The following is a 22,449-nucleotide window of genomic DNA, read 5'->3' as shown; positions in this document are numbered from 1 at the left end:
GCGGATTTATGATAGGCTGGAGTATGTACGGTTTGACCGCCGGACAGGCGGCATTGACGGAGGAGGCTACAAGATGAAGCGCATATGCGTGTTTGCCGGTTCGAACGCCGGCGCTTCGCCCGCTTATGCGGAAGCGGCCGAGGCGCTCGGCGCGGAGCTCGCCGCACGGGGCATCGAGCTTATATACGGCGGCTCCCGAATCGGGCTGATGGGCCGCGTGGCGGATGCCGCGCTGCGCGGCGGCGGCAAAGTGACCGGCATTATGCCACGCGGACTGTTCGCGGGCGAGATGATCCATACCGGCTTGACGGAATTCAGGGAAGTCGCCGACATGCACGAGCGCAAAGCGCTCATGTCCGAGCTGGCGGATGCGTTCGTCGCTCTGCCGGGCGGGCTCGGGACGTTCGAGGAGTTGTTCGAGGCGCTGAGCTGGAGCCAGCTCGGCATTCACCGGAAGCCGGTCGGGCTGCTCAATGTCAACCGGTTTTTCGATCCGCTCGTCGCGATGGTTTCGCATGCCGTCGAAGCCGGATTCGCCAAGTCTTCCAATCTTCAGTTGTTCGTATTGCACGACCGGGCAGCCGAGCTGCTCGACAGCCTGGCCGGCTACAAGCGCCCCGCTTTGGAGCATAAATGGGCGGAACTGAAAGTGTAGCCGGCACGACCACAGACGGCACCCTCCCGCAAGGAGGGTGCCGCAGCTTTTATGGATGACAAAACAGCGCCGCCCCATGCGGGGCGACGCCGCCAATCGTTAATGGAATGTCGTTTATTTAAACATACCTTTTGATGAACTACAGCAGCGTCATAAAACCGGCCGGTCGTCTGAACATGTCGAATAATCGGGGTTGGGCGGGTCAAGCTGCTTATGGCAAAAAGCTTTGACTTTTCCCCGGGGGAATCGTTTATAGTCAATTGCAGGGAGGCGATGCCATTATGAAGATCAAGGAAGCGGTGAGACTGACCGGTTTGACGCGCAAAGCGATCTACTACTACGAACAGGCGGGCCTGCTCGCTCCAGCCACCGATTCTTCCAATCAATACCGCATCTATACTTCGGACGATATCGAACGGCTGCGGTATATCCGCACCCTTCGCAGGCTGGGCATGCCGATACGGGATATCCAAACGATGCTGCAGCATCCCGAACAGGCTGTTTCTCTTCTTCGAAAACAACTGACACGGATCGAAACGGCAGCGTCCGAACTGGAACACTGCCGCAACGCCCTGTCGGTCTTGATCGAAGCGGCCGAACAGGCGCCGGAAGACGGCGGCCGGTCGCGGATACGGGAGGCGGACCTTTGGGCCGACGCGGCGGAACAGGAACGCAAACGGCGGGACGACTATATGCGCCGCAAGCTAATGGAGCTGTTCCCCGGAACGATGGGCAAATTTATGGCCCTTCACTTCGGAGCGTTTCTGCACGAGCCCCTTGCGGGCGAGGATAAAGAATCGGCCTGGAAACGGCTTGTCGACTACGTTGACGGCATAGAACCGTTCGATATCCCCCCTGCCCTGGCCGCGCAAATCGACCGGATGAGCGAGGCAGAAATCGAAGAAGCAGCAGCCGCGTACCGGGAATCGCTGCAACGCTTCATATCGCCGACGGAGCCGGAATACGAATCGCTGAAGGAGGAAATGCGCCGGCAAGCCGAACAATTCGGGAAATTGCCGTTCAACCGGGAACAGGTGGCGTTGACCCGCCAGCTCAAGGACAGTCTCGACAGAGCGGGCTTCTATGATGTGTTCGTTGAGCAAATGCGCATTCTGAGCGCCGACTATCGGAACTATCTGGAGACGCTTGGGCGACTTCAACGGGATTTGAACTTGCGCTACGACGACTATGGCATGCTGACGATCTGAATGCCGGACGGCGATATTCGATCTTCCGCCGAGACGATGCTGCGACGCATCGTATCGCGGTATCCGGAAAAGATCCGCTTGACACCGCAATTGCTATACGTTATGATCGATTCAAAACATATGTTCGCACATTGTGGGAAGCACCCGCAAGCAAAGGATCGTTCTACGGTCCGGCTTGCGGGTGCTTTTTTTGCCGCAATGGCGCGGCATGACGGGAGGTAGCGATAATGCGCAGCAAATGGTCGGCCGTCGTCTTGATTCTTCTTTTTTCCATGCTGATTCCGGTTGGAAGCGAAGTTTCCGCCGCCAAGCTGGCGATGACCGAATCGGTCGCCGCCAGATTGGACGGAACGGTCGCCGCCGCCTCCGGAACGTTCAAATCTCGTCTTCGCACCGATTACGACAAGCTGGCTTTGCTGCAGAAGAAGGAGCTGCAGCTGGACAGCGACTTGAAGTCGGCGAGCGCCGCCAACAATCAATACGCGGCCCAGGTGCGGAAGCGGATCAACGAAATTGGCGCAGCCCGAATCCGGCAGCTGGAGACGGCCATTCAGAAGACGACCGACAAGTATCAGCCGTTGTTCGCCACGTATGACGCCCTGCGCGACAGCGCCGATCTGGCCAAATCGCTGGGCAACAAGGAATTGGCCGCCGCCATCCGCAAGCAGGCGGACGGCATGAAGCCGGCTATCGAGCTGGCCCGCGCGGACATTCGCAATCGCAAGGAGCAGTTGACTGCAGCCAAGCGGGAAATAGCGAAGCAGAAGAGCGGCATCCGCGACATGTTGAAGGAAACCGATGCCGTCAAAAAACGGATCAGCGCGGAGCGAAAAGCGGTCGCGGCTCTGAACAAGCAGCTGTCGCCGGCCTGGAGCAACTTTACCAAGGCGCTTGGCCGGAAGGATGCCGCGAGGGCGGCAGACGCGCTTGGCATCGTGCTGTCGCTGTGCGCCGACAACGTCAAGCTCAAGGAGAAGATGCTCGAAATGGAACGTTCGATCGGAAAGACGATCGCCAATGCCGACGCGCGGCTGCGAACCTTGCTCTGATCGCAGACGGATTGTCCGATTATCCGGTCCGGCTTGCATCGTGCCGATTATGCGCTACAATGGGGACAGCAGGAACGACCATGACAAGGAGAGATGGCTGTGGCGCAATATCGCAAGTTGGAGACGGACCGCGATTTTCAGGAGGCGATGGAGCGCCAGCATCCGCTGCGCGTATTCCGGGACGATTACGTCATCGATTCCGGCGGCGTCATCGTCCGCTTTGACAACAGGACCGTCGTCGTGCAGACGGGCGTTGGCGACATCGCCTACCATCCGCGGCAAGAGTGCGAATTTTTCGAGACGAGGCGCCGGCCGTCCTGAGCGCAGCCGTTCCGGCCATTCACGGCGCGGAATCGGGTACGAATGCGAGTGAACGAATGTTTAACGGCACAATACAGCGAAGAGCCGGCCCCGACGGATCGGGCCAGGCTCTTCGATATTTGCCGAGGGCAATCTTATACCCGGGATGCGCTGCCGGCGAAATAATCGGCCAGCCCGTTGGCGATGGCGACGACGGCATTGCGCTGGTACTGTTCGGTGCGCACCATCTTCTCATCCTTGGCGTTGGACAGGAAGCCCAGCTCCAGCAAAGCGGCAGGCCGGTCGTTTTCACGCAGCACATGGTAGTTGCCGAACGAAACGCCGTTGTTTTTCAATCCGATGCCGTCCGACAGCCGTCTTGCGATCGCGCGGGCCAACAGCTCGTCCTTATCCGCGTAATAGAAAGCCAGCGTACCCGATGTATTTTTTTGCGAGGAATTATAGTGAATGCTGATGAAGGCATCGGCCGCATTTCGTTCGCTGATGTCGACTCGTTCCGAGAGCTTCGGGTTGCTGCCGTCTTTCGTCCGCGTCATGATTACCTTCGCTCCGCGGGCTGCCAGCTCGTCCCGCAACAGCTTGGCCGTCTTCAGATTCAACTCTTTCTCAATCGTTTCCAGCGTCGTGCCGATCATCCCGGGATCGTCGCCGCCGTGGCCGGGATCAATGACGATCAGCTTGCCCTGCAGCTTCCCGCTGCTCCGGGAGACCGAGGCCGTCTGCACGGCCGGCGCGGCTCCGTCCATTTCGACGTAGGCTTGCGAAACCCACCCGGTCGTTCCGCCGACACGAATGTTCAGCCACCCGTTGTCGGCTTTCAACACGGTTAATTTGTCCCCTTGCTTCAAGCCGGCAATAACGGGATGCGATGTGCCCGGGCCTTCGCGAACCCGGAGCGAGTCGGCCGTGACCGTGCCTTGCTGCTCCAGGTTATGGTTAGCTTTCTGAATCGCTGCCGTCGAAGCTTTGCCGCTTTTGGCTTCGCTTGCCTTTTTCAAATAATAACCGGCTACCCAGCCTTCGACACTTCCGGCATCGATGCGATACCATCCGTACGACTCCTTCGTAACTTCAACCTGTTCGCCCCGGTTCAGCTTGCCGATTACATCGGCACTTTTAGACGGCTCGCTGCGGACGTTCAGATTGTCCGCGTTGACGATATAGGCCCCGGCGACACTTGCCTCGGCAATGCGAAATGTCGGAACGATCAGCACGATACAGAGGATAGCGGCAACCCAGTATGTTTTTCGCATAGGCTCTCCTTTGTTTCGTCGTCTTTCTACTCTATTTTCTGTTGCCGAAAAGTTTCCAGATCGAGTATACCAGAATCATGCGGGGCTGTGACCCTCCTAAACTCCTGTTTTTTAACGTTTGGAGTGTTATACGATGTCCAGCGGCAATTTGCGAGTGGGCGGAGGAAAGGCGCTATCGAGCCGCTGCAGCTCTTCTTCGGTCAGCATCAGTGCGCCCGCTTCGGCATTGGCCCATACGTGATTCTCGGAGGACGCCTTCGGAATGGCGATCACGTCCCCGCCGCGAATGCACCACGCCAGCAGCAGTTGGAAAGGCGTAATATTCCGATCCGCGGCGATGTCCCGAACCGTCTCGTTATCGATCAGTCCTTTCCGGAGCGAACCGGCCTGCGCCAGAGGACAGTAGGCCATCGTCGGCAAGCGCCGCTCGCGCTGCCACGGCAGCAAATCGTACTCGATGCCGCGGGAGCCGAGATGATAGAGCACCTGATTGAGCACGCACCCGGCCCCTTTCGGCGTTTCGAACAACTCTCGCATATCGGAAACGTCGAAATTGGAAACACCCCAGCGGAGAATTTTCCCTTGCTCTTTCAGCCGCTCCATTCCTTCCGCCACTTCATCCAATGGGACACGTCCCCGCCAATGGAGCAAGTAAAGATCGAGCCGATCGGTGCCGAGCCGCTTCAGGCTCGCTTCGCAGCTGGCGGCAATCCGGTCCCGGCCGGAATTGTGCGGATACACTTTGGAAACGAGAAACACCCGGTCCCGCATCCCGGCAATCGCTTCCCCGACAAGCCGCTCCGACTCGCCTTCCCCGTACATTTCGGCGGTATCGATCAACGTCATGCCGAGCTCCACGCCCAGCCGCAGCGCCGCAATTTCCGATTGTCTGCTTCCGGGCTTGTCCCCGATGTTCCACGTCCCTTGCCCGAGGGCAGGTACTCGCGTACCGTCCGGCAACGTTACCGTCCGCTTCGCATTCGCCTCGGCAATCCGCATAATCGCTTCCCTATTTGCCATGCCGTTCTCATCCCCTTCCCTCGATCGTTTCTTTCAGACTTGACTCTATTCTATCAGGAAATACAGGCCTATTGTTGAAAAATACCAAATCCACATTTGTCGGCCGCATCGCCCGAAATTGGGCCGTATACAACGGAAAGATGCAATGTTGTATGGTTAGTTACATGAGTAATGAACCAATTTGGTGGTGAACAGATGGAGTTTATGGTCGATGACAGCAGGCCGATTTTCGTCCAGATCGCAGAACGGATCGAAGACGATATCGTGGAAGGGCGATTGCCGGAAGAGTCGCAAGTGCCTTCCACGAACCAATTCGCTTCTTTCTATCGGATCAATCCGGCTACAGCCGCCAAAGGCGTCAATTTGCTGGTGGATCAGGGCATCTTGTACAAGAAACGGGGGATCGGCATGTTCGTAGCTCCGGGCGCGAAGGCACGGCTGATGGATAAGCGCAAGGAACGGTTTTTCGAGCAGTATGTGATGACCATGCTTCGCGAAGCCGAGAAGCTGGGCATTACCGTTAATCAACTGACGGAAATGATTCAGAAAGGGGCCAATCATCGATGACGGCTGTCGTAGAAGTGAGTCGGCTGACCAAGTCGTACCGCGATGTCACGGCGGTGGACGATGTCAGCTTTGCCATCGAGGCGGGAAAAATTTACGGGTTGCTTGGGCGCAACGGCGCCGGGAAGACGACACTCATGCAAATGATTACGGCGCAGGCCTTTCCGACAAGCGGAGAATTGCGCGTGTTCGGCGAATCGCCGTTCGAAAACAACCGGGTGCTGAGCCGCATCTGCTTTATCAAGGAAAGCCAGAAATATCCGGACAACTATCGCGTAGCCGACGTTCTCGATCTATGTTCCGACCTGTTCCCGAACTGGGACCGGGATTTCGCCGACCGGCTGGTCGAGGCGTTCCGTCTGCCGCCCAAGCGGCAAATGCGCAAGCTGTCCAGAGGGATGCTCTCCTCCGTCGGCATCGTCGCCGGCCTTGCCAGCCGCGCGCCGCTTACGATCTTCGACGAACCGTACCTCGGACTGGATGCGGCCTCCCGAAGCCTGTTCTACGAGTTACTGGTCGAGGATTACGCGGAACACCCGCGCACGGTCATTTTGTCCACTCACCTGATCGACGAGGTCAGCCGGATTCTCGAGCATGTGATCGTAATCAACGACGGGCGGGTGCTGATCGACGAAGAAACCGATTCTTTGCGCAACCGCGCGTTCACCGTCTCGGGCGCGACCGCCGATGTGGAAGCTTTCGCCAAGGGAAAACCGTTCTTCATCGCGAAACATTGGGCGGTCTCGCATCGGCCATCGTAGTCGGCAATCCCGGAGCGGATGACCGGCAGCTTGCCCGATCGCTTCGGCTTGAGCTGGACAACGTTCCGCTGCAGCAATTGATCGTCCATTTGACGAGCCGCAAATCATATGGCAAGGAGGCGAAAGCATGAGGAATCGAACGTCGACCGTCATCAAGATGCATCTGAAAGACCGGATGTCATGGTTTTTTATCCCATGGGTGTTCGTTCTGTCTTTCGCATTCGCCGTCAATTATACGATCAGCTTCTTTCTTGACGAAGACCTGTATACCGGCGGTCTGGCATCCATCATCATTTACACGAACGTGGTCGGTTTCATGACATTGCATCAAACGTTTCCGTTCGCGCTCGGTTACAGCATACGCAGAACGGACTACTTCCTGGGCACGGCGGCGACGGTTGCCGGCTTCAGCGCCATTTCGGCCTTGCTGCTGACGTTACTGTCGGTCATCGAAAGCCGCTGGATCGTCAACTGGGGCACCGGTCTCCATTTCTTCCATTTGCCTTATCTGTCCGACGGCACCGTTTTGCAACGTTTCTTCATCTTCTTTATTGTCTTGCTGCACATGTATTTCCTCGGCTTTGTCCTGTCTTCCGTTCATAGACGGTTTCGGATGAGCGGGATATTGGCGGTGTTCATCGCCTTCCTGCTGCTCAGCAGCATCTTCTCGTTCGTCATGTTAAAGTACAACCTCTGGATCGACCTGTGGAACTGGCTTGCCGGCCATACCGCTTTCCAGCTGTCGTTATGGCTGGTTCCGCTCGTCGTCCTGTATGCGGCGCTCTCCTATTGGCTGCTTCGCCGGTCCGCGGCATAGCTTCCCCGGCCTGACAACACCGTCAGGGCTACGGCCCCGACGGTGTTTCTTTTATGCCAACGCAACTTATATTAAATACCGGAAATAAATGTAAACGACGGACAGGACAATCGACATGATCATAAGCGGAAAACCGTATTTCAAAAACTTCAGGAACGTAATCGGATATCCTTCTTTGGCGGCCAGTCCTGCCGTAATGAGATTGGCGCTCGCGCCGATCAGCGTGCCGTTGCCCCCGAGGCAGGCCCCGAGCGCAAGGCTCCACCACAGCGGCTCCAGATTGTCGATTCCCATATTGCCCATCTCTTGAATGAGCGGAATCATCGTCGCAACGAACGGTATGTTGTCCATGAACGCCGAAAACAACGCGCTCATCCATAGAATCAGCATGGACGACGCCGCCAGGTCTCCTCCTGTCAGCTCGATCGCCTGCACGGCCAAGCTGCGGACGACTCCGGTGTCGACCAGCGCGCCAACAAGCGTAAACAGGCCGACGAAGAAGAAAATCGTCGTCCATTCCACGCGGGTCAGCGCTTCCTCCATCGCATGCTCGCCGGCAAGAAGCAGCAGGACGAACGCGCCGGCCAGCGCCACGACGGAAGACTCGACATGCAAGAGCTGATGCAGAAAAAATCCTGCGATCGTCAAACCGAGCACAATGAGACAACGAATAAGCAGCGGCCGATCCGTAATCAGCCCGCTGTTGTCCATCTCCATAATGCCGCGTTTGTTCGCCTCGGACGTTGCCATCTGCTTGCGGAACATGAAGATGAAGAGCGGAATATGTGCCGCCATAATGATGGCGACGATCGGCGTCAAATGGTTGATGAACGCCATGAACGTCAGCTCCGGCACAGCGCTGCCGATCATAATGTTCGGCGGATCGCCGATCATCGTCGCCGTTCCCCCGATATTGGACGCCAAAATTTGCGAGAACAGAAACGGAAACGGATGAACGTTCAACTGTCTCGATATGCTGAACGTGACCGGCACAATAAGCAGCACGGTCGTCACGTTGTCCAAAAACGCCGAACAGACGGCGGTTACAACAGCCAGCGCCGCCATGATTTTGATCGGGTCGCCCTTGGCCCTTTTCGCCGCCCACACCGCCATATAGGTAAACACACCGGTCTTGGCGGTTACGCCGACGATAATCATCATGCCGATCAGCAGGCCCAGCGTGTTGAAGTCGATGTGATGCTCGATAGCCGATTCGACATCGACGATGCCGAGCGCGACCACGATCAGACCGCCCAGCATGGCTACGATTGTCCGGTGAACCTTCTCCGCTATAATCATCGCATAGGTGATCAGGAAGATGCCTATTGCCAATAATGCCTGATGATCCGTCATAACTCCTTCACCGATCCTTCAGTTCGCTCGATTCGCTGATGCCGCATTTACAGCGGCCAATTTCTGCGCGGCTTGTAGCCGGCGTTCTCCAGAAAATCCCGTTCGGTCTCCGGCGCAAGCCCGGACATCGGAATACCGGCGGATCGGGACACGACCAGCATCCGGCATGCCATCTCCAACGTCTGCAGCGCCATCCGCGCCTCGCGAATCGTCGTGTCATAGACGAGCACGCCATGATTTTCGAGCAGCAGGATGTTGGCCTGCTTCGCCTTCGCCCGCACCCCCTCGCCGAGCGCTTCGCTGCCCGGATGATGGTACGGAACGCGCTCCACCTTCTCCAGATAGTACATCGTCTCCACGAACCAGTTGGACGGGATTTCGATTTTGGAGCAGGCTACGAGCGTGCTGTAAAAAGGCGACGCGTGCAGCACGGCGCCGATTTCCGGCCGGCTCTCGTATACGGCGCGGTGCATCGGCGTTTCCTTGGACGGTTTCCTTCCCTCGGCGCCGTAGACGTTGCCGGACAGATCGCATTCGATCAGGTCGTCGTCGTCAAGCTCGCCGAGGAAGGTGCCGCTCGCGGTAATCAGATAGCGATCCCCGGCGGTTCTGGCGCTGATGTTGCCGGCATTGCCCCAGGCCAGGCCGTACTCCATCATATATTTGCCCGTATGCCGCAGTTGCTGTCGAATCAGTTGCTGTTGCGTCATCGCGAAGCAAACCTCCTATCTTCAAAAACGATCATGATGATGCGAAATGGCCGCCTGAAGCGGCCATTCGTTGCCGGACTTGCAAATTCCGGCGATTACTTGAGCAAATTCGGAATAAACATTGAAATCTGCGGAATATACGATATAAGCAGCAGCGTAATAAGCAGCGCCGTATAGAAAGGAATCATGCCTCTCGTAATTTGCAGCAGATTGATTTTGGCCAGCTGCGACGAAATGAACAAGTTGATGCCGAGCGGCGGCGTGCACATGCCGAGCGCCAGATTGACGATCATGATAATGCCGAAATGAACCGGATCGATGCCGAGCTGTACGGCAACCGGCGCCAGCAGCGGAGCCAGAATGATGATCGAAGCGTTAGTCTCCATAAACATGCCCACAAGGAGCAGGAACAGGTTGACGAGCAGCAGGAACACGATCGGATTGTCCGAAATGCCGATAAAGAAATTGGCGACATCTTGCGGAACCCCTTCCCGCGTCAAGATCCAGCCGAACAGGCCGGCGCTGGCCAGAATGAACATGATGGCCGATGTCGTGACGACAGACGAAGTCAAAATGCCCAAAAGCTGCTTCAGCTTGATCTCGCGATAAATGACGACACCGACGATGAACGCGTAAAGCACCGCAATCCCGGCCGCTTCCGTCGCGGTAAAATAACCGCCGTAAATGCCGCCGAGAATGATGACCGGCATGAGCAGCGCCAGGAACGATTCCTTGAACGCTTGCCACAGCTCTTTGCCGGATTTCCGCGTCTCTTTGGCATATTTGCGCTTCCTTGCAATAATGACAACGGTCATGATCAAGGACAGCCCGATCAGAATACCGGGGATAAGCCCTGCCATAAACAAATCGCCGATCGACGTTTCCGTCGAAATGCCGTACAGAATAAGCGGGATGCTCGGCGGAATAATAACGCCCAGCTCGCCGGACACGGACTGTACCGCCCCGGAGAAATTTTTATGATAGCCGCGGGCGATCATGGCCGGAATGAGAATGCTGCCCAGTGCGGCCGTCGTCGCCGCGCTCGATCCGGAAATCGCGGCAAAGAACATCGACGTGACGACGGTAACGATAGCCAGGCCGCCGGAGAAATGGCCGGTCAGCGCGTTGGCGAAAGCGACGAGGCGTCTCGAAATGCCGCCATACTCCATCAGCACCCCGGCAAGGACGAAAAACGGAATCGACATCAGCGGGAACGAATCCATGGACGTGAACGACCGCTGCACGAGAACGGTAAGCGGTGTGCCTCCGTCCCACCAGATCGCCACCGCCGAAGCTAATCCCATAGATATCGCAATCGGTACGCCCAGCGCGAAAAACAGAATGAGGAACGAAAATAATATAATGCCCATTTACAGCTGCTCCCCTTTCTTCAGCACTTCGGCGACCTCAGAAGTTTCAACGTGATCTTTGGTCAAAAATTCAAGAATGACAGCTACCGCATTCAACAGCATCAAAGCGGCGCCGATCGGAATCGCCATATAAGGGATATTCATCGGAATCCCGAGTGCGGCCGAATGTTGCCGTCCGACAATACCCATCATATCGTTGCCCTGCACGAGCAGAATGATAAAAAATACAATCGAAATGAGCATCGTAACAATTTTAAGCACCTTGCGCGCTTTCACGCCGACGCTTTCGGCAACGACCTCGATGGCGATCATCCGGTGTTGGCGCAGCGCCAGCGGCGCGCCCAGAAACACCATGTACACCATCAGGTAACGCGCCACTTCCTCCGACCAGGTCAGCGGCGAATGGAATAAAAACCGGCTAAAGATTTGCGCGATAATAATGACGGACATAGCAGCCAGAATAAGGCCGACGATTATGCCTACAACCTTGTTTATTGCATCAATCCATTTGATCACTGTCTGCATACGGTTTAATCCTCCCGAGTGAACGGGAAAGCCGGCGTCCCTGGAAGGACATCATACCCGGAACACCGGCCCGTACCCGTCGATTGGGTTATTGTGTGTTCACAATGCTGTCATACAATTCTTGACCGTATTGCTGCGCAAATTTGCCATGCACGGTTTTGGCCGCTTCCATGAACGCTGCCGTATCCGGCTCGACAACCTCCATGCCGCTTTCTTTGAGCAGCTTCAGCAGCTCTTCTTCCTGCTTGGCGACCAGGTCGTTCTCGAATTGCGTCGCTTCCTGCGCCGCCTCTTCGATCGCCTTCTGCTGTTCGGGCGTCAGCTTCTGATACGTAATATCGCTCATCGTCAGCATGACGTAACCGTAAACGTGGTGGGTCAGCATGAGATATTTTTGCACTTCCTGAATCTTGTTGCTGGCAATGAGCGCAAACGGGTTTTCCTGCGCGTCGATAACGCCGGTTTGCAGCGCCGAGTAAACTTCGCCGAACGCCATCGGCGTCGGAGAGGCGCCCATCGCCTTCCAGGCTTCGATCGATGCCGGAATTTCCGGAACGCGCAGCTTCAGACCTTTCAGATCGGCCAACGTTTCGATTTTTTTGTTGGCCGTCAGTTCGCGCGGACCCCTTACCCAGAATTCCAGACCGCGAATTTGCGCGTTGTCGAGCAGATCTTGTTTCAGTTGCTTCCCGATATCGCCATACAGCACTTTCTCCAAATGCTCCTGATCGCGGAACAGATACGGCAGCTCCAGGATGCCGTACGGTTCATAGAAGTTGGACAATACGCCTGCTACAAGCGCAAAGTCTACGGAACCGAGCTGCATCCCTTCAATCAGGTCGCGGTCGTTGCCCAGCGTGGAGCTGGAATACACTTCGATTTCAACGCTTCCGTTCGTCTTCTCTCTTACAAGCTCGGCAAACTTCAGCGCGCCCAGGTGCCAGGCATCGGTGTCACCGGCGATATGTCCGAGCCGCAATGTCACTTTTTTGCCCGTGCCGCCGCCGCTCGCCCCCGCTTCGCCGGAAGACGCTCCGCCCCCTTCGTTGCCGCCTCCTTTGCCGCAGGCTGTAGCGCTTACACACAGGATCAGCGCCAGTAACAATGCAATTGTTTTTTTCATGCTGTTGACCTCCCCATGTCATTTAAGAAAGTAGAGAATACGGTCCGGCTTCACTGCGCAGCGGCGTGAAGCCAGCTTTTCCAGGTTCGATTAAAAGGTAACGAGCACTTTCAGGGACGAGTCTTCCTTCTTGTCGACCAGCCTAAACCCTTCGGCCGCTTGCTCGTAAGGCAGCTTGTGCGTCACAAGCACTTCCTCGTTGACCGCGCCCGCGCCGATCAGATCGATGGCCGTTATCGTATCTTCGCGGGTATAGGTCATACAGCCGACAATTTCCTTCTCCTGATTTTGCAGGTTGTGGATATCGAACGTCTGGTTGCCGTGGAACATCGCGATCGTGACGATCCTTCCGCCTCTGCGCAGCAGCCGGAGCGACTGATCGATAATGTTCGGAACGCCCGCAGCGATCAGCACCTTGTCGAATTCCCCGCCGACCAGCGCCTTCGCCTCGTCCATCCATTCTTGCTTGTTCGTGATATTGAGCGTATGTGTCGCTCCCATCCGGCGGGCGCTCTCCAGCGCATAGTCCATGACGTCGGTGACGAGTATCGTCGTAGCCCCGGCGGCCTTCGCCGCCGCCATGGCGAGCAGCCCGATCGGACCCGCGCCCAGAACCGCGACCTTGTCCCCGACCTGAATGCCGGCTTTGCGTACGGCATGAACCCCTACGGCGAACGGTTCGACCAGCACCCCTTGCTCGTAGCTCATGTCATCCGGCAGCTTGAACACGGTCACTTCCGGCGCCGCGAAATATTCCGCCATCGTGCCGTACCAGCCGCCTACGCCGGGCGCCTTGCGATCCGCGCAATAATTGACTTCGCCCCGGAGGCAGTATTCGCATTTGCCGCACCCGACCTGCGGCTCGACGGTGACCCGGTCGCCCACTTTAAACTTCGCCACAGCCTCGCCGACTTGAACGATTTCGCCGGCGACTTCGTGCCCGATAATGACCGGCGGTTTCCGGAACGGATGCAGCCCTTTGTACGTGTGAATGTCGGACCCGCAAATGCCGGCGACTTTCACCTTGATGAGCACTTCGTCCGGTTTTATTTCCGGTTTCTGTATATCTTTAACAACAACGCTGTAACTATCCTCCACATAGACGGCCTTCATCAGCGGTTTCCCTCCGTTTCGGTCTGATCAACGATGTCTCTTTAAATAAAAAGCTTTTGCTTCGAGTGCTGCAGATGATCTCTCATTCGTTCGACGCTCGCTTCGTCGCCCCGCTTCAGCAATTCGAATATGTCGCAATGCTCTTTATAAAACCCTTCCATCCGATGCGGATCTTTCCGCAGATGGCGCAGCGTAATGCGCAGCAGATGATCCTGGTAATTCACAAGCACCCGGTAAATTTCCTGATTTCCGGTAAATTCGCATATGAGCAGGTGAAACTGATGGTCGGCCTTCGCGAACGCTTTGACGTCCAGCTTCTTGACGACTTCTTCGGTTTCCCGCAGATTCGCCTCCAGACGTTCGCTCTGCTCCGCGGTCAACCGTCGCAAAAGTTCGCGAACGTTGTGCGTTTCCAGCGCGGTCCGCAGATCGTAAATGTCCATGATGCGGTCCAGCGCCAAATCGTTAATAAAAATGCCCTGCTTGGAGGAAACCGTCACGAAGCCTTCCGACTCCAAACGGGTGAGAGCCGACTTGATCGGCGTTTTGCTCATCTGCAGCAGCTCGATCAATTCGCGCTCCGACAAGAAACGTCCCGGCTCGAATCGCTCATCCAGAATTCTTTCCTTGATTTCATCGTAAGCAATGTCTTTTAAAAGACGGGCTCCCGACCCTTTTGACTTGTCCATTCCTCCAACCTCCTCTGTCTGTCGTCCAATCGCTCTTCCGTCAATTCGCGGCCGCGTCCCGGACTTTGGCAAAATAATCCGGGCTTCCGAACTGTCCGCCTTTCAGCGCCAGCTCGACGCCGTCCATCCTTTCATCCTGCGAGTAAACGCGGCACAGCGGCGCCCCCGGCGATATCGGCGCCAGCATTTCGAGACCGTAGATGCCCATCTCGCTTGTCACGAACCCGGAGGTATCGCCGCCCGCGATCACGACTCTGCGCAGCCCGGTTTCCAGCATGATGCGCTTCGTCCAACGTCCGAGCTGGCGTCCGATATATTCGCCGGACTGCGAGCCGTCCACGCCGATGGCCGCCAGCCGCTCCCGCGTCGCCTTGATCGCCTCGTCGTCGGGTCCGAGCGCGGTGTAGAGCACGACGCTCTCCCCTTCGTTCAGCCACCGGATCGCTTGTCCGAGCAGCTCCTCCGGCAGACGGTCCCTGTCGGCGATCGCTTCGACCGGAATTTTGATCCCGCGGAAGCCTTGGCCGAGCGCCGTCTCGATTTGCCGCTTGCTGACCGCCGAGGCGCTGCCCGATACGGCCAAAATCCGGTCCGCCGGGATGATCGATGCGCCGCCATCGGCCGCTTTCCGCTTCGCTCCCGCAATGCCGGCCTGCTTCCAGTATGAGGTCAGCGCATATTCGACGCCGGAGGACCCGACGACGAACCGGGGGTCTTGGGCCGCATCTTCCCATATTAACCGGGCGCTGAGCGCCAGACGCTCTTCGTCCAGCACGTCGAACAGCAGAACGGACGGCTTCTCCTCCAGCTTTCGCCGGAAACGGGCGGCAACGGCGTCCGCATCCCCTTCCAGCTCGAGTATGTTCATCAGGCCGATCTCTTCGTCAAGCTGCTTGCGAAGGTGAAGCCGGAGATCGGCTTCGTCCATCGGCGTGACCGGATGGCGGGACATGACCGGATGACGGTCGAGCCGGTAAACTTCGCCGTCCATGCGCGCGAAATGCTGGCCGAACAGCGTATACCGTCCGAGCGCGGGTGCGCCGACAAGCAGCGGCACGGTCGTCTGACCGGCGAAGAAGGGCCGCGACACCCGAATCGCCTCGCCGATGCTGCCGATTTCCGGCGAGGAATCGAACGTCGAGCACGTTTTGTAATGCACGATCGGCGCTCCGATACGCGACAACCGCTCCATGACCGGCCGCACTTCCCGCTCCAGCTCGCGCGGCGTCTTGGCCCGGCTGGTGCCGGCGACGCCGACGCAGCGAATGCCTTCGAACCGCTTCAGCATGTCCGGGGTCGGCGCCTCGAGAAACAGCATGGTGCGGTAGCCGCCGAGCGCCAACGCTTCCATCGCATCGGTCGATCCCGTGAAGTCGTCCCCGTAAAAGGCAAGAAGAAGCTGTTGTTCTGTCGTCATGGTTTCCCCTCCAATTTGATGCTACTTCTTCCCGAACGTTCGGATCGCCGCCTGCAATTCCGGGCGGGAGCGCGCATACTCGTTCAGTTCGATGCCTTGCACGGCCGCCTCCCAGCCCTGGCGCATGCTGCGGACGCCTGCGGCAATCCCGCCGGGATGGGCCAGAATGCCCCCGCCCGCCAAATGGATGACGTCTTGCGTCGGCACCGCCCGGTACGTCGGAATCGCGCTGCCGGCCCATTGCGCGGAAGACAATACGGGCATCACCGTGTAGCCGCCGAACATCGGCGTCAGACAATCCCGGATCGACTGCGCGACCGACTCGTTGCTCTCCGCGAATTTGCTGTTCAGCCCGTTCGTATGCAGATGGTCGACGCCGGCAAGCCGGCACAATTTCTGGTACGCGGTAAAGCTCATCCCGAGCAGCGGACAGCGGGTCATGGCGCCCCATTGATTGCGGTGGCCGTGAATCGGCAGCTCGGCATACTGGCGCAGATGGGCAACGCCCGCCCATCCGACGCTGTTGATGCTGACCATGACGCAAGTGCCGCCCGCCTTCGCTACGATATCGTGCCGGCGCCGCATCTCGTCGATATCGCCGCTAATGTTGAACGCGTACATCATCTTCTTGCCCGTCCGGTCGGCGGCCCGCTCGATTTCTGCCATCACCGCGGCGACCCGCTGCTCGAACGGCGCGGCCGGCGGATCCCCGCACAGCTCGTCATCCTTGACAAAATCGAGCCCCGCTTCCGCCAGCTCCCGAATAAGCGGGCCGTACTCGGATATCGGCAAGCCGATGCTCGGCTTTACGATCGTCCCGATGATCGGGCGGTCATGCACGCCGGCCAGCCGCCGCGTTCCTTCGATGCCGAATTTCGGCCCCGGGTAACGCGCCGCGAACGCTTCCGGCAGCTCCAGATCCGTCAGCCGGAGTCCGGAAAATTCCCGAAGCTCATACAAGTTGCCCGCTACGGTCGCAAGCAGGTTCGGCAGCGAAGGACCGAAGTTGTGCAGCGGAAAGGACAGTTTCACGATCGCTCTCCGATAGACCGGCTTGTCGATCCCCGGCGGCACGTAACATTCCGGAAGCGAAGGCCGGTCGTATTCGCCGATCTGTTCCAGGCCGACGATCTGCGCGCCGTGTTGCGCTTTCAATTCCGGCGTCTCGCCGGGCACGGCAACAAACGTTCCCGTCGATTGCTCGCCGGCCATCGCTTCCGCCGCTTTCTCCAGCGGGTAAGGCGTCTCGATTAGATATGTGGCAATGACTCGTTCATTATGCAAATCAGCACCATCTCTTTCCCGGAACCATAAATCCATCTTAGATCTATCTTAGATCTATGTGATATCTATATTAGTTATACCGCTTTCAATTGTCAAGCCGTATCTTTTTTTGTCCAATTTTGTCAAAAAAGAAAAAGAACAGCCGGTCGGAGACGATGCTCCGCAGGCTGTTCGGGTTCAAGTGAACATGACCGCCGTTATACGGCAAACGAGACGGAACCGATCCGGGCGACGACAGAACCGGTCCTCCCGCTCAACCGGCGAATGTAATTGAAATCGGGCCGCAGCACAGTGTCGGTCAAATAGGCGGGGATGACGCTCCCCGGTCTTCTTCTCCGGTTTAACGTTTCCAAAATGGCTTCGCCCGTCCGAATCCCCATGCCGTGGCCGAAATAGAGGTTATCGCCGAGCACGACGGCATTCTCCCCCTGCCATTCGGGCGTTGCGGGATTGAAATCGGGATTTTTGAAATACAGAATGTCCCCGATATTCGCCTCGTTCAGGTTATTCGTCGTAATCAGGCGCAAATCGCTGTCGTACTGCCAGTCGTACAGCAGCAAATTGGGGAAATAATAGTCAAACGCGGCGTTCCCGATCATATCGAGCGTAGCCTTGTACAGTATGATCACCATAGCCGTAGCGCACTCGAAAGCATAAAGGCGGCCGTTCACAAAAATATCGCGCAGGCCGTCCGAGGGCCTGACGCCGCTCTTCAGCCTGATCCCGCCATTGGCGTCCATGTTCCAGTACTGCGGATTGGCCCGGGAATATTCGAAGACGGCGAAGGCGGCGCGGCTGGCATTCATCGCCCGGGAAGCTTCCGCAATCCGGCTTCGCATGTTCAGCTCGAACACGAGCGCTTCAGGAGAACTGTAACGGTAGACGACCGGACTTCCCAGCTTTTTGCGCAGCATGCTTCTTTCCAGATCGGACTGAGCAAGCCGGACGATCTGTTGTTCGCTCAGCCCGGGAACGATAATCATGAACACGCACCTCCATCTTGAAGTTCGGCATATAGGTTATTGTACGTGCGCGTCACGATTTGGTGCAGTAATTCGGCATTGCGATTGGCATTGCGATTTGGTACTGCGACTCGGTGCTGCGTCTTGATGCAACTTTTGGTGCACCGATTGGTGCAGCGGTTTGGCCAGGCCGTCACGCAACCGTGCCGAGCATCTCCCGGATAACCGGCTCCAGGCCGTCCGCCATTTGCATCAACCCGAGATCGGTCGGATGAATGCCGTCAACAGTGCAGTCCTGGCCATGACGGCGCAATAGCGTTTCCCCGTCGAAAAAGCGGATATGGGCATCGCCGGCTTCCCGCAGCGACCGGACCAGCTCGATTTGCATCGCTTTGCGTTTTTGCTGCATCTCTCTTGCCTTATCGTCAAACAACTGGTTGGCGAACAGGATGCGGGAAAGCACCAGAATCGGCACTTCGGGATGAGCTTCCCGGTAAATCCGGATAAACTGCGGCAACGTTTCCGCATAGAGCTCCGGCGATACGCTGTTCGCTTCGTAGTCAAGCACGAGACAGGCCGGATCGGAAATAGCCGCGATATTGCGGGCCACTTCGGGCTCGCCTTTGCCGCTCCCCGAAAAGCCCAGATTGATGAACTCCATATTGATCCGCCGGCTCAGCACGTTGGTATAGCACATGCCCGGACGGGAAGCGCATGCCCCTTGCGTAATGGACGTGCCGTACACAATGATTTTGCCGCTGCGGTCATAAGCGGGAGGCGCCTCGATCGCAGCTTCCGGCGCGAGGCCCACCGCCACCTCCTCCACGCCCTGGTACAGCGGGAAATTCAGCACAATCGTACGCATCTTGCCGGACCCGTTCTCGATCAGCACCGCTTCATATTCCGCCTCGTCGGCGCCGAATCTCGCCGTGCTCCGGTAATGGAGGGCGCCTTCCGCTTCCTCGTAGCAATCGAAGCCGGACTGACCCGTGGCGGGCATATGATACATGTCGGACGGTCCCGCAAGGCGAACGCGGATCGCCAGCCGGGAAGAATCGGTGCGGAACCGGATTTGCCCGCCGGCGGTATGGCGGGCCAGATAATCGACCGCCTCCGGCAGCGGATACGGCGGCATGACGGGGAATCGCCGATAGATGCCCTCCTCATGCAGCCAGGCAAAGCCGGCGACCGCGATAGGCGGCCGCAGCGGATCGTGCCAGGACCAGTCGGCTGCGCCCAAGCTCATGTCCCAAACCTCCCCATTCTCGGAATGATCGTGAAAAACGTGCGCAAGGGCCGGTCCGTTCGTTATTGCCGAATCGTCTTGAAGCCGTACTGGAAGTCCCACGGGCGGACGAACTTCGCGTCGCCCGGCAAGTAGATGGTGACCAGGCCGCGGCGGCCGCGGTCGCTGCGGTTCGGAAAGCTGCGATGGATCGTCAAGGAATGATGGAACATCGCCGATCCCGCTTTCAGTTCGACCGGGACTTCCCGGCTGGAATCGACATCCTCTTCCGCCAGCCCGTATTTTTGGTTACCGCCGAACTCCCGGTGCGGAACGAGCGACCGGTGCGTGCCCGGAATCATATGGACGCAACCGTTCTCGACCGTCGCATCGTCAAGCGCCACCCAGCAGCTGATCATGTTGTAAGGCTCGACCTGCGTCCAGTAAGCGTGATCCTGATGGAAAGGCACTTCGCTGCCGTGATGGGCGGGCTTGACAAACATTTGGTCGGTATACAGCTTGATATGCCGGCCGAGCAGCGATTCCACCACATCGACGATTTCCGGACGGGTCGCATGGTTCCAGAAATACGAATGATTATGGCACAGATGAAAAGCGACGCGAATTTTTTCCCGTCTCGGTATGTCGTCTTTCCCGATCGTTCCCGGTTCGAATTGAAGCTCGAAATCGTCGCGGCCCGTGTCCGCATCCGGCTTCAGGCGGCCGTCCAGAACGCCATCGGTCATTTGCCGGAGTTCTTCCAGCTGCTCCGGACTCAGCAGATCCGGCACGACCAAAAAACCGTTTTCATGAAAGCTGCTAACTTGTTCTGGCGTCAATTTCATCTCGATCGATCCCTCCATCTTTCATATCTCCTCCTTTATTATAAAAGAAATTAACTACCTAAAATATATAAAATGACGAAATTTTTTTCTTTTTTATGAACTTTCGTTTCGCCGAAATGACGAACCGGCGCGCACCGCTTCAGCGATGCGCGCCGGTTCTCCGGTTCTCCATATGAAACCTAGCGGGTTAGCTCCGCATACCGGCCGAGCTCCCGCCGCACCTCTGCCGCCGTATCCAGCGCCAGCAAATGGTTAGCGAGCGCCCGGCAATCTTGGCTGTCGAGCCGCGCGAGCGCCTGCTTCACTTTGACGATAGAGCCCGCTTCCATGCTCCACTCGTCAAGTCCGAGCCCGACGAGCAGCGGAGCGGCGAGCGGATCGCCGGCCATTCCGCCGCACATGCCGACCCATTTGCCTTCGCGGTGCGCGGCTTCGATGACATGCCGGATCAGGTGAAGGACGGCCGGATGAAAATAATCGTATAAATAGGCGACCTTCTCGTTCATCCGGTCTACCGCGAGCGTATATTGGACAAGATCGTTCGTTCCGATGCTGAAGAAGTCGACCTCTTTGGCGAACGAGCCGGCGAGAAGAGCGGCCGAAGGAATTTCCACCATCATGCCGATTTCCACCGAGCCGGATACGGGAATGCCTTCTCGAATAAGCTCGTCCCGGACTTCCAGGCTGATCGCTTTCGCCTGCCGCCATTCGTCCAGACCGGAAATCATCGGGAACATGATTTTCACGTTGCCGTAACGGCTGGCGCGCCATATCGCACGAAGCTGGACGCGCAGCAGCTCGCGGCGGTCGAGACCGATGCGGATCGCGCGGTAGCCGAGAAAAGGATTCTCTTCCTTCGGCAGCTCCAGATACGGAAGCGCCTTGTCCCCCCCGATGTCCAGCGTACGAATGACGACGGGACGGCCGGCCATCCGTTCCGCCACTTCCCGGTAAGCCGCGAATTGCCGGTCCTCGTCCGGCAGCCGGTCCGCATCCATGTACAAAAATTCGGTCCGGTACAAGCCTATCCCGTCCGCATTCTGCCCGGCGGCTTCCGCCGCTTCCCGGACCGTGCCGATATTGGCGGCCAGCTCCACGCGCAGCCCGTCCTTCGTCTCCGCCGGCCGGTCGCGGAATCGTTCGAGCGCGCTCCGCTCGTCCCGCTCGCGCTGCTGGCGGAGCTTGTACGCTTCGATCGTCTCCGGGTCGGGGCGGCGAATGCAGAGCCCTTCCCCGCCGTCGACGATCAGCAGCTCGCCGTCGGCGATATCGCGCACGGCGTCTCCCGCGCCGACGACAGCCGCAATGCCGAGCGAACGGGCGATGATGGAGGTGTGCGACGTCCGGCCGCCCATCCGGGTGACGAGCGCCTGCACGTACCGCCGGTCAAGCTGCACGGTATCGGAAGGGGCGAGATCGTCGGCGACGACGATGACTTCCTCCCGCAAGCCGGCGAGACTCGTCCTCTCTTCTCCCCGCAGATGCGCAAGCAGCCGCCTGCCAAGATCGCGGATGTCGGCCGCCCGTTCGCGCATATATTCGTTATCCATCGCTTCGAATCGTCCGGCGAAATGCTCGGTCACCGAGCGAACGGCGTACTCGGCGGCGAATCTCTCCTCCCTGATCCGCTTCTCGATCTGCGGGAAGTAGGCCGGATCGGACAGCATCCGCGCCTGGCCGGCGAGAATGCCGGCCTGCTTCTCCCCAAGCGTCCGCTTCGCCTGCTCCGCCAGCTCCGTCAGCTCCGCTTCGCTGCGCGCTTTCGCCTGGCCGAGACGGGCGAGCTCCGCTTCCGTTGCCGCGGCGGATACCGTTTCGCGGACCGCGTCCGGCCGCGTCTCGGAAGCCAGTACGAACGCTTTCGCGATTCGGATTCCTTCCGATACGCCGATGCCTTGTATGCGCTGTTCCGCCATCACGCTTCACCGAACTTGCTTTCGATCAGCTCCGCGAGCGCTTCGACCGCCTGCTTCTCGTCCGGGCCTTCCGCCTCGATCGTGATGCTCGCTCCCTTGGCAAGACCGAGCGTCATCAGCTCCAGCATGCTTTTGGCGTCCGCTTCTTCGCCGCTCGCGTTTCTCACCTTGACCGCCGATTCGAATTCGCTTGCTTTGTCGACGAACAATTGCGCGGGACGGACATGAAATCCTTGTTCGTTCTGTATGATCAATTCTCTTGTTGTCAT

22 protein-coding genes and 1 pseudogene are annotated in these 22,449 nt (G+C 58.0%); 7 read left to right on the top strand and 16 right to left on the bottom strand.

Features of this window, described 5'->3' with window-relative positions; translation table 11 throughout:
• Positions 1 to 73 precede the first annotated feature (73 nt).
• From ABEV74_RS03845 to ABEV74_RS03830, 4 genes are all read left to right on the top strand, one after another.
• Positions 74 to 655 carry an LOG family protein gene (locus tag ABEV74_RS03845; protein ID WP_062496257.1) on the top strand — a complete coding sequence of 194 codons (582 nt, stop codon included), beginning with the start codon at positions 74 to 76 and terminating at the stop codon, positions 653 to 655.
• A 281-nt stretch (positions 656 to 936) separates the two neighbouring features.
• Positions 937 to 1,863, top strand: a complete 927-nt coding sequence (locus ABEV74_RS03840) for a MerR family transcriptional regulator (RefSeq protein ID WP_430143537.1) — start codon at positions 937 to 939, stop codon at positions 1,861 to 1,863.
• Positions 1,864 to 2,090: 227 nt separating this feature from the next.
• On the top strand, positions 2,091 to 2,912 hold the full coding sequence (locus ABEV74_RS03835) for a hypothetical protein (RefSeq protein ID WP_430143536.1): 822 nt from the start codon (positions 2,091 to 2,093) through the stop codon (positions 2,910 to 2,912).
• A gap of 99 nt (positions 2,913 to 3,011) precedes the next feature.
• Positions 3,012 to 3,233 (top strand): hypothetical protein, encoded by a 222-nt coding sequence (locus ABEV74_RS03830; protein ID WP_062496277.1) that lies wholly within the window; start codon positions 3,012 to 3,014, stop codon positions 3,231 to 3,233.
• Positions 3,234 to 3,367: 134 nt separating this feature from the next.
• Here ABEV74_RS03830 and ABEV74_RS03825 read toward each other — a convergent pair whose 3' ends face one another.
• Together ABEV74_RS03825 and ABEV74_RS03820 are read right to left on the bottom strand one after the other, a co-directional pair.
• Positions 3,368 to 4,486 (bottom strand): N-acetylmuramoyl-L-alanine amidase family protein, encoded by a 1,119-nt coding sequence (locus ABEV74_RS03825; RefSeq protein WP_430143534.1) that lies wholly within the window; start codon positions 4,484 to 4,486, stop codon positions 3,368 to 3,370.
• Positions 4,487 to 4,612: 126 nt separating this feature from the next.
• Positions 4,613 to 5,506, bottom strand: coding sequence for an aldo/keto reductase (locus ABEV74_RS03820; RefSeq protein ID WP_430143532.1), 894 nt, complete (start codon positions 5,504 to 5,506; stop codon positions 4,613 to 4,615).
• A gap of 195 nt (positions 5,507 to 5,701) precedes the next feature.
• On the opposite strand from ABEV74_RS03820, the gene ABEV74_RS03815 reads away from it, so the two are divergent.
• The 3 genes and pseudogenes from ABEV74_RS03815 to ABEV74_RS03805 all read left to right on the top strand — a co-directional run bounded on the left by ABEV74_RS03815 (position 5,702) and on the right by ABEV74_RS03805 (position 7,648).
• Positions 5,702 to 6,073 carry a GntR family transcriptional regulator gene (locus ABEV74_RS03815; RefSeq protein WP_062496283.1) on the top strand — a complete coding sequence of 124 codons (372 nt, stop codon included), beginning with the start codon at positions 5,702 to 5,704 and terminating at the stop codon, positions 6,071 to 6,073.
• A pseudogene (locus tag ABEV74_RS03810) lies at positions 6,070 to 6,962 on the top strand (ABC transporter ATP-binding protein). The gene ABEV74_RS03815 and the pseudogene ABEV74_RS03810 overlap by 4 nt, the downstream one beginning before the upstream one ends.
• Positions 6,959 to 7,648 carry a hypothetical protein gene (locus ABEV74_RS03805; protein ID WP_430143530.1) on the top strand — a complete coding sequence of 230 codons (690 nt, stop codon included), beginning with the start codon at positions 6,959 to 6,961 and terminating at the stop codon, positions 7,646 to 7,648. Before ABEV74_RS03810 ends, ABEV74_RS03805 begins: the two are co-directional and overlap by 4 nt.
• Positions 7,649 to 7,714: 66 nt before the next feature.
• Here the strand turns inward: ABEV74_RS03805 and ABEV74_RS03800 are convergent, their stop codons facing one another.
• From ABEV74_RS03800 to ABEV74_RS03735, 14 genes are all read right to left on the bottom strand, one after another.
• On the bottom strand, positions 7,715 to 9,001 hold the full coding sequence (locus ABEV74_RS03800) for an ArsB/NhaD family transporter (protein WP_430143529.1): 1,287 nt from the start codon (positions 8,999 to 9,001) through the stop codon (positions 7,715 to 7,717).
• 47 nt (positions 9,002 to 9,048) lie between these two features.
• Entirely contained in the window at positions 9,049 to 9,711 is a 663-nt protein-coding gene (locus ABEV74_RS03795) for a class II aldolase/adducin family protein (RefSeq protein ID WP_062496291.1), read from the bottom strand.
• Between the two features lie 95 nt (positions 9,712 to 9,806).
• A complete protein-coding gene (locus ABEV74_RS03790) occupies positions 9,807 to 11,081 on the bottom strand; it encodes a TRAP transporter large permease (RefSeq protein WP_062496293.1) in 1,275 nt (424 codons plus the stop codon).
• The gene (locus ABEV74_RS03785; protein WP_430143527.1) at positions 11,082 to 11,606 is read right to left on the bottom strand and encodes a TRAP transporter small permease; all 525 of its coding nucleotides are present in this window, start codon (positions 11,604 to 11,606) and stop codon (positions 11,082 to 11,084) included.
• Between the two features lie 88 nt (positions 11,607 to 11,694).
• The gene (locus ABEV74_RS03780; protein ID WP_430143525.1) at positions 11,695 to 12,729 is read right to left on the bottom strand and encodes a TRAP transporter substrate-binding protein; all 1,035 of its coding nucleotides are present in this window, start codon (positions 12,727 to 12,729) and stop codon (positions 11,695 to 11,697) included.
• Between the two features lie 90 nt (positions 12,730 to 12,819).
• Positions 12,820 to 13,842 carry a zinc-dependent alcohol dehydrogenase gene (locus tag ABEV74_RS03775; RefSeq protein ID WP_430143523.1) on the bottom strand — a complete coding sequence of 341 codons (1,023 nt, stop codon included), beginning with the start codon at positions 13,840 to 13,842 and terminating at the stop codon, positions 12,820 to 12,822.
• A 41-nt stretch (positions 13,843 to 13,883) separates the two neighbouring features.
• Positions 13,884 to 14,531 (bottom strand): GntR family transcriptional regulator, encoded by a 648-nt coding sequence (locus ABEV74_RS03770; RefSeq protein WP_430143522.1) that lies wholly within the window; start codon positions 14,529 to 14,531, stop codon positions 13,884 to 13,886.
• Between the two features lie 40 nt (positions 14,532 to 14,571).
• Positions 14,572 to 15,948, bottom strand: coding sequence for a four-carbon acid sugar kinase family protein (locus tag ABEV74_RS03765; protein ID WP_430143520.1), 1,377 nt, complete (start codon positions 15,946 to 15,948; stop codon positions 14,572 to 14,574).
• Positions 15,949 to 15,969: 21 nt separating this feature from the next.
• Positions 15,970 to 17,232: a ribulose-bisphosphate carboxylase large subunit family protein gene (locus ABEV74_RS03760; protein ID WP_430143518.1), complete on the bottom strand. Its 1,263-nt coding sequence runs from the start codon at positions 17,230 to 17,232 to the stop codon at positions 15,970 to 15,972.
• Positions 17,233 to 17,429: 197 nt separating this feature from the next.
• Positions 17,430 to 18,215 (bottom strand): protein-glutamine gamma-glutamyltransferase, encoded by a 786-nt coding sequence (locus ABEV74_RS03755; RefSeq protein WP_430143516.1) that lies wholly within the window; start codon positions 18,213 to 18,215, stop codon positions 17,430 to 17,432.
• A gap of 172 nt (positions 18,216 to 18,387) precedes the next feature.
• The gene (locus ABEV74_RS03750) at positions 18,388 to 19,440 is read right to left on the bottom strand and encodes an SGNH/GDSL hydrolase family protein (RefSeq protein ID WP_430143514.1); all 1,053 of its coding nucleotides are present in this window, start codon (positions 19,438 to 19,440) and stop codon (positions 18,388 to 18,390) included.
• Positions 19,441 to 19,502: 62 nt separating this feature from the next.
• Complete coding sequence (locus tag ABEV74_RS03745) at positions 19,503 to 20,282, bottom strand: phytanoyl-CoA dioxygenase family protein (RefSeq protein WP_430143512.1); 780 nt, start codon at positions 20,280 to 20,282, stop codon at positions 19,503 to 19,505.
• Between the two features lie 161 nt (positions 20,283 to 20,443).
• Positions 20,444 to 22,180, bottom strand: coding sequence for a phosphoenolpyruvate--protein phosphotransferase (gene ptsP / locus ABEV74_RS03740; protein WP_430143510.1), 1,737 nt, complete (start codon positions 22,178 to 22,180; stop codon positions 20,444 to 20,446).
• On the bottom strand, positions 22,180 to 22,449 hold the full coding sequence (locus ABEV74_RS03735) for an HPr family phosphocarrier protein (RefSeq protein ID WP_062496311.1): 270 nt from the start codon (positions 22,447 to 22,449) through the stop codon (positions 22,180 to 22,182). The genes ptsP and ABEV74_RS03735 overlap by 1 nt, the downstream gene beginning before the upstream one ends.

The sequence above is a fragment of the Paenibacillus cisolokensis genome, from assembly GCF_050481165.1.
GTDB classification, from domain to species: domain Bacteria; phylum Bacillota; class Bacilli; order Paenibacillales; family Paenibacillaceae; genus Paenibacillus_AH; species Paenibacillus_AH cisolokensis.
This window is presented reverse-complemented; position numbering and strand designations above follow the sequence as displayed.